Here is a 12,503-nt window from a genome sequence, read left to right on the forward strand (position 1 = left end):
CGAATGATCTCGGTTCTCGTCGTCGACGATTCCGTGGTGGTCCGTCGGCTGATCGTCGACGCTCTCGGGGAGGCGCCGGGCATCCAGGTGGTCGGCACCGCGGCGAACGGCCTGCTGGCCCAGGCCAAGATCGATCAGCTCAAACCCGACGTGGTCACCATGGACATCGAGATGCCGGAGATGAACGGCATCGAAGCCGTGCGTGAACTGCGAAAACGGCACGCCGTACTGCCCGTGATCATGTTCAGCACGCTGTCCGCGGCGGGTGCCAGCGCCACGCTGGAGGCGCTCTCCGCGGGTGCCACCGACTACGTCACCAAGCCCAGCAACGTGGGTTCGGTGAAGGAGTCCATCGCGGCGGTGCGGGAGCAGCTCGTACCGAAGATCCAAGCACTCGGCGGCCGACGCCGGCCACCGGCCGCGGCGCCGCCGCGCGGCCCGGTCCCGGCCGCCGGCGCCCGGCCCGGCGCCCTGCCGGCGCGGCCCGGCCTGCCCCCGGCCAGCGCGGCCCGCCCGGCGACCGTGGGCCCGGCCCCGGTCCGCCCGGCCACCCGCCGCGGCACGCAGGGCCGGATCGACATCCTGGCCATCGGCTCCTCCACCGGCGGACCGGACGCGCTCACCAAGGTGCTGCTCGGCCTCCCGGCCGACCTGCCGGTGCCGGTGGTGATCACCCAGCACATGCCCCCCGTCTTCACCAAGATGTTCGCCGAGCGCCTGGACCGCAGCACCCCGCTGAGGGTGGTGGAGGCCGGCGACGGCATGGAGCTCGCGGCCGGCACGGTCTACATCGCCCCGGGCGACCGGCACCTGATCTTCAACCGCCGGGGCACCGCGACGCTCACCCAGCTCAGCAACGCACCACAGGAGAACTCCTGCCGGCCGGCCGTGGACGTGATGTTCCGGTCGGTGGCGGCTCTGTACGGCGGCACGGCATTCGCCGCCGTGCTCACAGGAATGGGACAAGACGGACGGGGTGGTGCGAAAGTGCTACGCGACGCGGGCGCCGAGATCTTGGCACAGGACGAGGCGAGCTCGGTGGTCTGGGGCATGCCCGGCGCCGTGGCCGGCGCCGGGCTGGCGGACGAGATCCTGCCCCTCGACCGGATCGCGGGCGCCCTGCTCAACCGGGTCCGGGTCGGGCGTTCCCCGGCGGTGGCGCGATGACGCTCTCCCAGTCGGATTTCGCGTTCGTCTCCAACATGGTCCGCCGGGAGGCCTCGATCGTCCTGGCTCCCGGCAAGGAATACCTGGTCGAGGCTCGGCTGATCCCGGTGGCGCGGGCGATCGGGGCGGCCAACGTCAACGAGTTCCTGGCCGACCTGCAGCGCCGGCCGAACCCCCAGTTCCAACGCAAGATCATCGACGCGCTGACCACCAACGAGACGTCCTGGTTCCGGGACCGGGAGCCGTTCACCGCGCTCACCGACGTGGTGCTGCCCGAGCTGGTGAAGTCCCGCTCGGCCGGGCGCAAGCTGCGGTTCTGGTCTGCGGCCAGTTCCAGTGGCCAGGAGGCGTACAGCCTGGCGATCACGCTGCAGGAGGCGTTGCCGGCCGGCTGGTCCTACGAGATCCAGGGCACCGACATCTCCACCGCGATGATCGAGCGCGCCGAGAAGGGCGAGTACAGCCAGGTCGAGGTCAACCGTGGCCTGCCGGCCACCCAGTTGGTGCAGTACTTCGAGCGGGCCGGCGCGCACTGGCGGATCATCCCGGCGTTGCGCCGCAACGTCTCGTTCAAGCACATGAGCCTGACCGCGCCGTTCCCGCCGATGCAGCCGTTCGACGTGATCTTCCTGCGCAACGTCCTCATCTACTTCGACGTCGCGACCAAACGGCAGGTGCTGCAGAACGCCGCCAAGCTGCTCCGCCCGGACGGCTGGCTGTTCCTCGGCGCGGCCGAGACCACGATCGGGATCGACGACAACTACGAGCGGGTGGCCGCCGGCCGCACATCCGCCTACCGAATCCGTAATGCGGTGCCCGCGGGCGCCGGGAGAAGGGGATGACGCCGATGCGCGCCATGGTGATCGACGACTCGCGCGCGATGCGCATGATCCTCAAGCGCATCGTCACGAAGCTCAACTTCGAGGCGGTGGAGGCCGGCGACGGCAAGGAGGCGCTCGACCTGCTCGCCGACATGACGGAGGTGCCGGAAGTGGCCCTCATCGACTGGAACATGCCGAACATGAACGGGCTCGAGTTCGTCACGAAGGTCCGGGCCGATCCGCGGCTGCGTGAGATGACGCTGGTGATGGTCACCACCGAGAGCGAACAGAGCCAGATCGTACGGGCGCTCGCCGCGGGCGCCCACGAGTACGTGATCAAGCCCTTCACCGAGGGCGCCATGATCGAAAAGCTGGCCCTGCTGGGCCTCGTCCCGACCGGAGCGAACTCATGAGCGTCGAAGTCGAGGTAGACGAGAACGACCTCGCTGAGATGGTGGAACAGGTCTGGGAGTCGTACCTGGACCCGGAGGGCGTGAGCCCGCTGATGCAGACGTACGACGAGAACCAGCCCTCCGAGGTGCACTCCTCGGTCTCGATCACCGGATCCTGGAACGGGCACGTCGTGTACGCGTCCTCCCGGGCCGCCGCCCAGCGTGCCGCGGCCGCCTTCCTGGCCATGGAGCTGGACGAGGTCAGCGAGGAGGACATCTCCGACACGCTCGGCGAACTGGCGAACATCGTCGGCGGCAACGTCAAGGCGATGCTCCCGCCGGGGGCGCAGCTGTCGCTCCCGCAAGTTGTGCTCGCGCCGGAGGCCTCGGCGCGTTTCCCGAACACCGAACGCATCAGCGGCGTCTATGGACTCTGGGAAGGCGAGCCGGTGTCCATTTCGATGTGGCAGAGCAGCACCGACACGAAGGAGGAGGGTGCATGAAGATCCTCATCGCCGATGACAGCCGGGTGATGCGGCAGATCGTCGTACGTACCCTGCGGCAGGCCGGTTTCGGCGACCACGACCTGGTTGAGGCAGCCGACGGCCAGGAGGCCTTCGACAAGACCACGGCCGAGCAGCCGGATCTGGTCATCTCCGACTGGAACATGCCGCACATGACGGGCATCGAGGTCCTGCGGCAGCTCCGGGCGGCCGGCAACAACGTCAAGTTCGGCTTCGTCACCTCGGAGTGCACGCCCGAGATGAAGACCGCCGCGGAGGCCGCCGGTTCCGCCTTCTTCATCGTCAAACCCTTCACCGCTGAGCGATTCGACGAAGTCTTCGCTCCTATTTTGGGATGATTGCGACATGTCAGACGTCTCGGTTCTTCCCGGCTCTTTAGCCGTACGAAATCTGTTCGAGGACCTCCTCGGCCGTGAGGTCACGGTCAGCCCCGGTGAACCGCTCAGCGCGGAAGAGGTCCGGACCGCCACGGTCGCCATCTTCACCGACGCCAACCAGAAGATCTACGCGACCATGGGCATGCAGCTGAGCCTGGCGGCCAATGCCGGCGCCGCGCTCGGCCTGCTGCCGGCCGGCGCCGCCGAGGACAGCATCGACGAGAAGCAGCTCTTCCCGAACCTGGCGGAGAACGTCTTCGAGTTGTGCAACATCTTCACCAGCCTGCTCAACCGGGAGGGCGCGCCGCACGTCAAGCTCTACCAGGTGATCTACCCGGGCATGGAGCTGCCGGGCGACGCCCGTGCGGTGCTGCTCGCGCTGGGCCGCCGGCTGGACCTGATGGTCGAGGTGAGCCGGTACGGCAAGGGCAAGCTCAGCCTGTCGCTGGCGCCCTGAGGCCGCGGCACGACCGCGCCCGCCGGCGCGGACCATCTGAAGATCTCCGGTAGCGGGCCCACCTTCCCGGTGGGCCCGCTTTTTTGTGGCTAAGCAAATCCTGGACCGGGCCGAAGCTTAGGTTGAGCTCGCCAAGGGACAGGAGAAGCCAATGACCTCCCCGACCTCTGGAATCGGCGCCAACGGCGCCTCTTCGGAAGCCGCGCAGGCGGCCGCCGCACTCAAGGCGGAAGCCGCGAAGCAGCAGGCCAAGAGCAAGGACCTGGGTGACAAGGACACCTTCTTGAAGCTGCTGGTGGCCCAGTTGAAGTACCAGGACCCGTCGAACCCGGCGGACTCGACCCAGTTCCTCGCGCAGACCGCGCAGTTCACCCAGGTCGAGAAGCTGGAAGACATGATCAGCATGATGAAGGGCCAGCGGATGACCAGCGCCAGCATGCTGGTCGGCAAGACCGTCACGTACCAGGACGCGCTCGGTCAGACGCAGACCGGGGTCGTGTCCGCGGCGAAGCTCAACGGAGACAGCGAACCGACCCTCAAGGTCGGGAACACGGATGTGGAGCTGTCCAAGGTCACGGAGATTCAGCAGACCGCCTGATAAGACCGCCCGATTCGTAGTTCCGTTTCCCCGATCTTTAAGGACGATCTTTTATGCTGCGTTCTCTCTACTCCGGTATCAGTGGCCTGCACGCGCACCAGCAGATGATGGACGTCACCGGTAACAACATCGCGAACGTCAACACGGTTGGCTACAAGGCCTCCTCGGTCCAGTTCGAGGACACCCTGAGCCAGATGATCGGCGCGGCCGGCTCGCCGCAGGGCGGCATGGGCGGCACCAACCCGGCGCAGGTCGGTCTCGGTGTCCGGGTCGCCGGCATCACCTCGAACTTCAGCCAGGGCTCCGCCCAGACCACCGGCAAGTCCGGCGACATGATGATCCAGGGCGACGGCTTCTTCATCACCCGCAGCGGCAACGAGCAGCTCTACACCCGGGCCGGATCGTTCTTCTTCGACGCCAACGGCACGCTGGTCAGCACCACCGGTGAGCCGGTGCAGGGCTGGACCGCTGTCGACGGCGTGGTCAACACCCAGGGCCAGCCGGGCGACATCAAGATGCCGATCGGCGCCACCATCCCGCCGGCGAAGACCAGCTCGATCATGCTGAAGGGCAACCTGACCAGCGACTACCCGGAGAACAAGCTGGCCGCCGAGGCCGTGATCTCGGTTCCGGTGAAGGTCTTCGACGAGAAGGGCGCGACGCACACGGTGACCGCCAAGTTCACCCGTACCGTCGACCCGCAGCGGGACAGGAACACGGTCCCGGACACGACGTGGGACGTCGAGCTCTTCGACGAGGAGAACAACTCGCTCGCCAAGGTCGCCGACGGCCTCGACCTGACCAGCGGAAAGGCGATCGTCGCGAACTCCGACACGTCCAGCGGCGGCGCGCTGAACAAGGACGGCGACCTGATCATCGGTGACTACAAGCTCAACCTGGCAGATGTCACCATGTACTCGGGCGCGACCGACGCGCGGGTGTTCTCCACCGACGGCCAGACCGCCGGCGCGCTCACCTCGCTGGCGTACACCGTCTCGGACACCGGTGAGATCGTCGGCGTCTACAGCAACGGCCTGAAGCAGACGCTCGGGCAGGTCGCCATGGCCACCTTCAAGAACGTCAACGGCCTGGAGAAGGTCGGCAACTCGCTGTACCGCAGCAGTGTCAACTCCGGGTACGCCCAGGTGGGCCAGCCCGGCAGCGCCGGCATGGGCCAGGTGATCAGCGGCTCCCTGGAGATGTCGAACGTCGACCTCGCCCAGGAGTTCACGAACCTCGTCGTGGCCCAACGCGGCTTCCAGGCCAACTCCAAAATCATCACGACCTCCGACGAGCTGCTCCAGGAGCTCGTCAGCATGAAGCGTTAGTCGTAGCAGCAGTCTCTCGGCCGGCGGCCGGGGCGGGCATCCGTGCCCGCCCCGGCCGCTGTCGTGTGCGCGCCGGAGCGCGGCAGCTCGCACCCGGAAAGCGACCACCTCGATCTCATCGGCAACCGAGGTCGGGCCGAAGTACTAGGCGTAGGGCCACGGAGGGCCCGACACCAGCCCAGGACGACCCAAGGACGGAACAGTCTTGATCCTCGTAACTCGCATCAACGGTGCCGTGTTCGCGCTGAACCCGGACCTGGTCGAGCGTGTGGACTGCACGCCCGACACGGTCGTCACCCTGGTGGACGGCACCAAGTACGTCATCGCCGAGTCGGTGCCCGAATTCATCGACTCGGTGCGTCACTACCGCGCCTCGCTCATCGCCCAGGCGAGCCGTATGGAGCCCGAGCCCACGGCTGCCCACTCCTCGTCGGATGACGACGAGCTCGACGCCAAGGTGCTCCCGCTGCACCGGAAGGAACGCTGATGGACATCTCAACCATCGTCGGAGTGCTCGCCGGCCTGGCGATCGTCTTCACCGTCCAGATCCTGGAAGGTGGCTCGCCGGCCTCCATCCTGCTGATCCCGTCGATGCTGCTGGTCTTCGGCGGCGCCTTCGCGGCCGCCATGGCCGGCGGTGTCCTCAAGGACGCGACCGGGTTCGTCGGGGTGCTGAAGAAGGCCTTCACCGCCAAGGTGACGCCGCCGACCCAGCTGCTCGACAACGTCGTGAAGCTGGCCGAGCGGGCCCGCCGCGAGGGCCTGCTGGCCCTCGAGGACGCGGTCAAGACGGTCGATCACCCGTTCCTCAAGCGCGGTCTGCAGCTGGCCATCGACGGCACCGACCCGGACGAGCTGCACGACATCCTGCACGCCGAGGTCGCCGCGAAGAAGAAGGCCGACAACGCGGCCAAGAAGTTCTTCGAGAACATGGGCGGCTACGCCCCGACGATCGGCATCATCGGCACGGTCATGGGCCTGGTGCACGTGCTGGAGAACCTCGACAAGCCCGAGACCCTGGGCCACTCGATCTCCGCGGCGTTCGTCGCCACCCTGTGGGGCGTGCTGAGCGCGAACATCATCTGGCTCCCGATGGCGGCTCGCCTGACGCGGCTCAGCGCGGTCGAGGCCGAGGAGATGGAGCTGGTGATCGACGGTGTCCTGGCGATCCAGGCCGGCTCGAACCCGCGTCTGGTGGCCCAGAAGCTGCGCAGCCTGCTTCCGCCGGACGAGATGAAGAAGGCTGAGGCCGCGGCCTCCTCGAAGAAGGCGGCCTGATCAGATGAGTTCCGGTGGCGGGGGCGCCAAGCGCAAGAAGAAGGGCCATGAGGAGCACGAGGAGCACGTCAACCACGAGCGCTGGCTCGTGTCGTACGCGGACATGCTCACCCTGCTGTTCGTCCTCTTCGTCGTCCTGTTCTCGATGAGTGACGTCAACCAGAAGAAGTTCGCCCAGCTGGCGCAGGGCCTCTCGGCGGGCTTCGGTGCCAAGAGCGCCGCTTTCACCGGCAACTACGCACCGCTGGACGGCGCTTCGAACAACGCCCAGATCGTGCAGATCGACCCGGGCTCCAACCCGGGTGACGGCTCCTCCGGGACCGAGGGCCTGAACCAGAAGCAGAAGGAGGCGGTCGAGCGGGCGGTGCGGGCCGAGGACCGCAAGAAGGCCTCCGCGAACGCCGAGAAGGCGGCCGCGGAAGCCGACAACATGAAGGCGATCGAGAACAAGATCTCGGACGCCCTGGCCGCCGCGAAGCTGCTCAACAACGTGAAGTTCACGATCGACCAGCGCGGTCTGATCATCACCGTGGTGACCAACGAGGTCGTCTTCGCCGGCGACCGGGCGGACCTCCGCCCGACCGGCGCGAAGATCCTCGGCGCGATCGCTCCGACGCTGGCGAAGCTGCCGAACAAGATCGAGGTGGACGGCAACACCAACCAGCTGAACACGAAGACCAAGTACTACCCGAGCGGCTGGGAGCTCTCCTCGGCGCGGGCCTCCACCACGGTCCGGTACTTCACCTCGCACGGCATCCCGAAGAAGCGGCTCAGCGCGGTCGGCTTCTCCGACACCAAGCCGCTGATCGACCCGAAGGACCCACGGTCGATCACGATGAACCGCCGGGTGGACGTGGTCGTGCTGACCATGCTCACCGCCGACCAGGCGGCGCTGCTGCCCGCGGCGGCCGGCCAGGACGGCAAGCTGCACACCGGCCAGACCACCGCGCAGGCCAAGGCCGCCGCGGAGGCCGCGGCCAAGAAGGCGGAGGCGGACAACGCCTCCGGGAGCACCGGCACGACCGGCACGTCGGACCCGGCGACCGGCACCAACAGCACGCTGATCACCGCTGACACGCACAACTGACCGGGGGGAGTTCTGATGGCAGACGAGAAGGACGCGGCCGCGGAAGCGCCGAAGAAGTCGAACAAGATGATGATGATCGTCATCGCCCTGGCACTGGTGGTGCTGGGCGGCGGTGGAGCCGGGGCGTTCTTCATGCTCAAGGGCGACAAGGCCGAGGCGAAGACGCCGGAGAAGGGCATCGTCACCGCGGCGGAGAACACCATCACGGTGAACCTCGCCGACGGGCACTACCTCAAGCTCGGATTCGCCCTGCTGCAGACCAAGGACACCGGCTCGGAGGCGGTCGACCTGAGCGAGGCGTACGAGCTGGCGATCGACGAGTACACCGGCAGGACGGTGGCCGAGCTCTCCACCGACGAGGGCCGCGCGAAGATCAAGGCGGAGCTGGTGGCCAAGCTGGTCAAGGCCTACACGGTGGACGGCACGCAGGAGGTCATGGACATCTACTACACCTCCTTCGTGACGCAGTAACGGCCGGGCGGCGGTCTGGGCGGGTCTCTTCGGGGAGGCCCGCCCAGACGTGTATCGGGGGCAGAAAACGGCCCCATGACTCAGCGGTTCGCGAAGCCCGCCGATCAGGACGACGTGACCACCACCGCACGCACCCCTGGCAAGATGTCGCGTCGTGGCCAAAGCGGAGGGCCGACGGCGTACGACTTCCGGCGGCCGATCAAACTCTCCCGTGAGCACGTCCGCACTCTGCAGATCGCCTTCGAGACGTACGCCCGCAGCTGTGGGACCCTGCTGACCACCCGCCTGCGCGCGGTCAGCAACGTCTCGCTCATCTCGATCGAGCAGCTCAACTACGACGAGTACGTGGCCTCGCTGGCCAATCCCACGATCATCGGGGTGGTCGCCCTCGACCCGCTGCCGGGCACGGTACTGCTGGAGATCGCCCAGTCCGCGGTGATGACCGCCATCGACCACATGCTCGGCGGCCCCGGCGGCGCCCAGCCCGAGCGGCCGCTCACCGAGGTGGAGATGCCGCTGCTGCGCGGCCTGATGGAGCGGATGCTCGGCGAGCTGCGCTACGGCTTCGAGAGCCTGGTGGACATCCAGCCGCACCTCAAGGAGATCGAGTACAACGCGCAGTTCCTGCGCGCGCACGCGCCCGGCGACGCGGTAGTGGTCGCCTCGTTCGAGACCAAGATCGGCGCCGAGGAGTGCATCGCCACGATCTGCCTGCCGTTCAACACCATCCTGCCGGTGCTCTCCAGGCAGGAGACGATCGTGCTGAGCGCTGCCGAGCGGCAGGCCAAGGACAAGGCGCTGCGCAACCTCACCGCCGGACTTTCCGCCGCTCCGATCGACGTAGCAGTGCGATTCCACCCCATTCGGATGCGTACCGATGACATCGTGGATCTACGTCCGGGTGACGTCGTGCCGCTCGGGCACATGACCAGTCGGCCGCTTGAGGTAACCGTGAACGACACCGTCTTCGCGCATGCCGTTCCCGGCAATCAGGGCGCGCGGCTGGCCTGTCTCGTCGTGCCGTCGCCCAACGAGAACTCGTCCAAGGAGTCTGGCCGCTCATGACCGCCCCCACCATCACCGCGCCGCAGATGATCCTCGCCCGCAGCGCCGCCGACGCCGCGCTGGCCGTCCTGCCGACCAGCCGTGCCCTGGTCGCCGGCGATCCGGTGGCGCCCGACGCCGGGACGGCGATCGCGGGACAGGCGGTCACCGCGCGCTTTACCGGCGCGGCCAGCGGCGAGGTCGTCGTGGTGGTCGGCCAGGACCTCGCGGACGCGCTCAAGGAGAGCCCGCTCGGCGAGCTGGACCTGACCGCGGCCGTCCGGCCCGCCCTGGAGGCGGCCTCCCGGGTCTTCGGGCCGGTGGTCCTCGACCCGGGCCAGGTGATGGACCCGCAGGTCGCGATCAGCGCACTGGCCGCCAAGGAGGGCGCGGTCGCCATCCCGCTGCGCGACGACGAGGACGTACGGGCGGTGCTCGCGCTGGCGCTGAGCCCGTGGCCCGGCGAGGATCCGCTGGTGGCCGCGGCCGCAGGCGGGGGAGGGGTGGCCCAGCGGGCGCCCGCGGCGCCGTCCCGCGGTGGCGGCCTGGACATGCTCCACGACGTGGAGATGGAGGTCTCCGCCGAGCTGGGCCGGACCAGGATGAGCGTCCGGGAACTGCTCTCGCTGACCCCGGGCGCGATCGTCGAGCTGGACCGGGCCGCCGGCAGCCCGGCCGATCTGCTGGTCAACGGCCGGCTGATCGCCCGCGGCGAGGTGGTCGTGGTGGACGAGAACTTCGGCATCCGGATCACCGAGATCGTCTCGCCCGGTGCCGAGTAGGAGTCACCACCTTGTTCCGGGTCCTCCTCCAGGTCGCCTTCTCCCTGTTCATCGTGCTGTTCATGATGTGGGGGCTGGCCCGGGCGCTGCGGCGCCCGTTCGGTGGTCGCGGGCACGGCCCGCTGGCGGTGCTCAACCGGCAGCAACTGAGCCGGAACGCGGCGGTGGCCGTGGTCCGGGTCGCCGACCGGGCGGTCGTCCTCGGTGTCACCGACCAGCAGATCAGTTACCTGGGCGAGGCCGAGTTGGAGCTGTTCGAGCCCGAGCCGCCCGAGCACCGGGACCGCCTGGTGGTCGAGCCGGTCGAGGTGATCGAGCTGGGCGGGACGGCCCTGCCGGTGCGGCACCCCGCGACGGGCGGGCCGGTGCGGCACGGCTCGATCCTGTCGCCGAAGACCTGGAACTCGACCCTGGAGTTCCTGCGCGAGCGAACGACGAGGCGATAGTGCCATGACTGACTGCACCGAGCGTCGCGGCGACCCGGACGAGGGTCGGAGAGGCCTGGCCGGGCCGGCGCTGCGACGCGTGATCGTCCTGCTCTTCGTGGCGGCGGGCCTGGCTCTGGCGCTGTCCGCACCGGCGACGGCGGCGCCCGAGGCGGGGGCTCGCGCGCCCGCGGGCGTACCGCAGATCGCGCCGGAGGCGCCCGCGCGCCCGGCGGCGAAGTTCCTGCCGCGAGCACCCAGGCTGGTGCCGGAGGCGCCCGCGCCCTCGCCGCCGAGCATCAACGTCAACGTCAACGGCACGAATCCGGACGGCAGCCGCCCGGCCGCGAGCCTGGTGATCCTTCTCGGTCTCACACTGCTCACGGTGGCGCCGGCCGTGCTGCTGCTCTGCACGAGCTTCACGAAGGTCTTCATGGTCCTCGGGATCACCCGCAACGCGCTGGGCCTGACCACGATGCCGCCCAACCAGGTGATCGCCGGCCTGGCGCTGTTCCTGAGCCTTTTCATCATGGCCCCGACCGTCTCCGCGATGAACCAGGCAGGCGTGCAGCCCTACCTCAAGGGTGAGAAGACCCAGTCGCAGGCGTTCCACGACGGCGTCCAGCCGCTGCGCGAGTTCATGTACACCACCACCCGGGAGGAAGAGCTCGCCCTGCTGATCAAGGTGTCCGGCCAGCCCCAGCCGGCGAACAAGGACGAGGTGCCGCTGACCACGCTGGTGCCCGCGTTCGTGCTCTCCGAGCTGCGCGCCGCGTTCATCATCGGGTTCGTCATCTTCATCCCGTTCCTGATCATCGACCTGGTGGTCTCGGCCTCGCTGATGTCGCTGGGCATGATGATGCTGCCCCCGGTGACCGTCTCCCTGCCGTTCAAACTGCTGCTGTTCGTGCTGGTCAACGGATGGAGTTTGATCATCACGGCGCTGGTCGGCTCGTACCAGGCATGAACTACCACGTACCGATCGCCGAGCTCCTGGCGATCATGCTGGGCGCCTGCCGGACCGGCGCGTGGATGGCGATCTGCCCGCCGTTCAGCTCGCGGCTCATCCCGGTGCAGGTGAAGGCGCTGTTCTCGGTGGCGATAGCGCTGCCGATGGCGCCCTACCTGCAGAGCTCCCTGCCGCCGCTGGAGACCCCGGCGCTGATCGCCAGCATCGTGCTACAGCTCTTCGTCGGGTTCGGCCTCGGGTTCCTCACCGCGCTGCTGTTCGCCGCCCTGCAGGCCGCCGGTGACCTGCTCGACCTGTTCGGCGGGTTCACGCTGGCGACCGCGTACGACCCGTTGGGTTTCAGTCAGAGCTCGATCTTCGGACGCTTCTACAACCTGATCGCGGTCACCCTGCTCTTCGCCAGCGACGGGCACCAGCTGATCCTGCGCGGGTTCATGCAGAGTTTCCGCACGTTGCCGCTGAACAGCTCGTTCTCGATGGAGACGTTCAGCCGGTTGCTGGTCAGCGGGCTGGGCGAGATGTTCCTGGCCGCGCTGCAGATCGCCGGGCCGCTGATCTGCGTGCTGTTCCTCGCCGACGTGGCGCTCGGCCTGTTGAACCGGGTGGCGCCCGCGCTGAACGCGTTCCAGCTCGGCTTCCCGGTCAAGATCTTCCTGTTGGTCACCCTTTCCGGCCTGGCCATCGCGATGCTCCCGGGTGTGCTGCACACCCTCGTCGAGCGGGCGGTCGCCGCGGTGGTGCGGCTCAGTGGCGGTTGAGGCGCCGGTTGCGGTGGTCGTGGT

At 68.2% G+C, this 12,503-nt stretch carries 17 protein-coding genes; all 17 read left to right on the plus strand.

Annotated features, from left to right (window positions below; genetic code table 11):
* Positions 1-3 precede the first annotated feature (3 nt).
* The 17 genes from Asi03nite_RS17770 to Asi03nite_RS17850 all read left to right on the plus strand — a co-directional run bounded on the left by Asi03nite_RS17770 (position 4) and on the right by Asi03nite_RS17850 (position 12,479).
* On the plus strand, positions 4-1,167 hold the full coding sequence (locus Asi03nite_RS17770) for a protein-glutamate methylesterase/protein-glutamine glutaminase (protein WP_203681095.1): 1,164 nt from the start codon (positions 4-6) through the stop codon (positions 1,165-1,167).
* Positions 1,164-2,009 carry a CheR family methyltransferase gene (locus Asi03nite_RS17775; protein ID WP_203681097.1) on the plus strand — a complete coding sequence of 282 codons (846 nt, stop codon included), beginning with the start codon at positions 1,164-1,166 and terminating at the stop codon, positions 2,007-2,009. The genes Asi03nite_RS17770 and Asi03nite_RS17775 overlap by 4 nt, the downstream gene beginning before the upstream one ends.
* Positions 2,006-2,401 (plus strand): response regulator, encoded by a 396-nt coding sequence (locus Asi03nite_RS17780; protein ID WP_122981434.1) that lies wholly within the window; start codon positions 2,006-2,008, stop codon positions 2,399-2,401. Before Asi03nite_RS17775 ends, Asi03nite_RS17780 begins: the two co-directional genes overlap by 4 nt.
* Positions 2,398-2,883, plus strand: coding sequence for a chemotaxis protein CheX (locus Asi03nite_RS17785; protein WP_122981433.1), 486 nt, complete (start codon positions 2,398-2,400; stop codon positions 2,881-2,883). The genes Asi03nite_RS17780 and Asi03nite_RS17785 overlap by 4 nt, the downstream gene beginning before the upstream one ends.
* A complete protein-coding gene (locus Asi03nite_RS17790) occupies positions 2,880-3,242 on the plus strand; it encodes a response regulator (protein ID WP_203681099.1) in 363 nt (120 codons plus the stop codon). The genes Asi03nite_RS17785 and Asi03nite_RS17790 overlap by 4 nt, the downstream gene beginning before the upstream one ends.
* Before the next feature lie 7 nt (positions 3,243-3,249).
* Entirely contained in the window at positions 3,250-3,738 is a 489-nt protein-coding gene (locus Asi03nite_RS17795; RefSeq protein WP_203681101.1) for a hypothetical protein, read from the plus strand.
* A gap of 151 nt (positions 3,739-3,889) precedes the next feature.
* Positions 3,890-4,336 carry a flagellar hook assembly protein FlgD gene (locus tag Asi03nite_RS17800; protein ID WP_203681103.1) on the plus strand — a complete coding sequence of 149 codons (447 nt, stop codon included), beginning with the start codon at positions 3,890-3,892 and terminating at the stop codon, positions 4,334-4,336.
* Positions 4,337-4,389: 53 nt separating this feature from the next.
* Entirely contained in the window at positions 4,390-5,664 is a 1,275-nt protein-coding gene (locus Asi03nite_RS17805) for a flagellar hook protein FlgE (RefSeq protein ID WP_203681105.1), read from the plus strand.
* A gap of 205 nt (positions 5,665-5,869) precedes the next feature.
* Positions 5,870-6,151 (plus strand): flagellar FlbD family protein, encoded by a 282-nt coding sequence (locus Asi03nite_RS17810; protein ID WP_203681107.1) that lies wholly within the window; start codon positions 5,870-5,872, stop codon positions 6,149-6,151.
* Positions 6,151-6,942 carry a flagellar motor protein gene (locus Asi03nite_RS17815; RefSeq protein WP_203681109.1) on the plus strand — a complete coding sequence of 264 codons (792 nt, stop codon included), beginning with the start codon at positions 6,151-6,153 and terminating at the stop codon, positions 6,940-6,942. The genes Asi03nite_RS17810 and Asi03nite_RS17815 overlap by 1 nt, the downstream gene beginning before the upstream one ends.
* Positions 6,943-6,946: 4 nt before the next feature.
* A complete protein-coding gene (locus tag Asi03nite_RS17820) occupies positions 6,947-8,029 on the plus strand; it encodes a flagellar motor protein MotB (RefSeq protein ID WP_203681111.1) in 1,083 nt (360 codons plus the stop codon).
* Positions 8,030-8,044: 15 nt separating this feature from the next.
* Positions 8,045-8,500 (plus strand): flagellar basal body-associated FliL family protein, encoded by a 456-nt coding sequence (locus Asi03nite_RS17825; RefSeq protein WP_203681113.1) that lies wholly within the window; start codon positions 8,045-8,047, stop codon positions 8,498-8,500.
* 75 nt (positions 8,501-8,575) lie between these two features.
* Complete coding sequence (locus Asi03nite_RS17830; protein ID WP_239102756.1) at positions 8,576-9,565, plus strand: flagellar motor switch protein FliM; 990 nt, start codon at positions 8,576-8,578, stop codon at positions 9,563-9,565.
* The gene (gene fliN / locus Asi03nite_RS17835; protein WP_203681114.1) at positions 9,562-10,326 is read left to right on the plus strand and encodes a flagellar motor switch protein FliN; all 765 of its coding nucleotides are present in this window, start codon (positions 9,562-9,564) and stop codon (positions 10,324-10,326) included. The genes Asi03nite_RS17830 and fliN overlap by 4 nt, the downstream gene beginning before the upstream one ends.
* Before the next feature lie 11 nt (positions 10,327-10,337).
* Positions 10,338-10,772 (plus strand): flagellar biosynthetic protein FliO, encoded by a 435-nt coding sequence (locus Asi03nite_RS17840; RefSeq protein ID WP_203681115.1) that lies wholly within the window; start codon positions 10,338-10,340, stop codon positions 10,770-10,772.
* Between the two features lie 4 nt (positions 10,773-10,776).
* Positions 10,777-11,718 carry a flagellar type III secretion system pore protein FliP gene (gene fliP, locus Asi03nite_RS17845; protein WP_203681116.1) on the plus strand — a complete coding sequence of 314 codons (942 nt, stop codon included), beginning with the start codon at positions 10,777-10,779 and terminating at the stop codon, positions 11,716-11,718.
* Positions 11,715-12,479 (plus strand): flagellar biosynthetic protein FliR, encoded by a 765-nt coding sequence (locus Asi03nite_RS17850; RefSeq protein ID WP_203681117.1) that lies wholly within the window; start codon positions 11,715-11,717, stop codon positions 12,477-12,479. The genes fliP and Asi03nite_RS17850 overlap by 4 nt, the downstream gene beginning before the upstream one ends.
* The last annotated feature ends 24 nt before the right edge of the window (positions 12,480-12,503 follow it).

The organism is Actinoplanes siamensis (assembly GCF_016862395.1).
Lineage (GTDB): Bacteria > Actinomycetota > Actinomycetes > Mycobacteriales > Micromonosporaceae > Actinoplanes > Actinoplanes siamensis.

Coding starts and splice junctions, on each gene's coding strand:
- Asi03nite_RS17770 (WP_203681095.1), top strand. CDS start 4: ATGATCTCGGTTCTCGTCGTCGACGATTCCGTGGTGGTCCGTCGGCTG.
- Asi03nite_RS17775 (WP_203681097.1), top strand. CDS start 1,164: ATGACGCTCTCCCAGTCGGATTTCGCGTTCGTCTCCAACATGGTCCGC.
- Asi03nite_RS17780 (WP_122981434.1), top strand. CDS start 2,006: ATGACGCCGATGCGCGCCATGGTGATCGACGACTCGCGCGCGATGCGC.
- Asi03nite_RS17785 (WP_122981433.1), top strand. CDS start 2,398: ATGAGCGTCGAAGTCGAGGTAGACGAGAACGACCTCGCTGAGATGGTG.
- Asi03nite_RS17790 (WP_203681099.1), top strand. CDS start 2,880: ATGAAGATCCTCATCGCCGATGACAGCCGGGTGATGCGGCAGATCGTC.
- Asi03nite_RS17795 (WP_203681101.1), top strand. CDS start 3,250: ATGTCAGACGTCTCGGTTCTTCCCGGCTCTTTAGCCGTACGAAATCTG.
- Asi03nite_RS17800 (WP_203681103.1), top strand. CDS start 3,890: ATGACCTCCCCGACCTCTGGAATCGGCGCCAACGGCGCCTCTTCGGAA.
- Asi03nite_RS17805 (WP_203681105.1), top strand. CDS start 4,390: ATGCTGCGTTCTCTCTACTCCGGTATCAGTGGCCTGCACGCGCACCAG.
- Asi03nite_RS17815 (WP_203681109.1), top strand. CDS start 6,151: ATGGACATCTCAACCATCGTCGGAGTGCTCGCCGGCCTGGCGATCGTC.
- Asi03nite_RS17820 (WP_203681111.1), top strand. CDS start 6,947: ATGAGTTCCGGTGGCGGGGGCGCCAAGCGCAAGAAGAAGGGCCATGAG.
- Asi03nite_RS17825 (WP_203681113.1), top strand. CDS start 8,045: ATGGCAGACGAGAAGGACGCGGCCGCGGAAGCGCCGAAGAAGTCGAAC.
- Asi03nite_RS17830 (WP_239102756.1), top strand. CDS start 8,576: ATGACTCAGCGGTTCGCGAAGCCCGCCGATCAGGACGACGTGACCACC.
- fliN (WP_203681114.1), top strand. CDS start 9,562: ATGACCGCCCCCACCATCACCGCGCCGCAGATGATCCTCGCCCGCAGC.
- fliP (WP_203681116.1), top strand. CDS start 10,777: ATGACTGACTGCACCGAGCGTCGCGGCGACCCGGACGAGGGTCGGAGA.
- Asi03nite_RS17850 (WP_203681117.1), top strand. CDS start 11,715: ATGAACTACCACGTACCGATCGCCGAGCTCCTGGCGATCATGCTGGGC.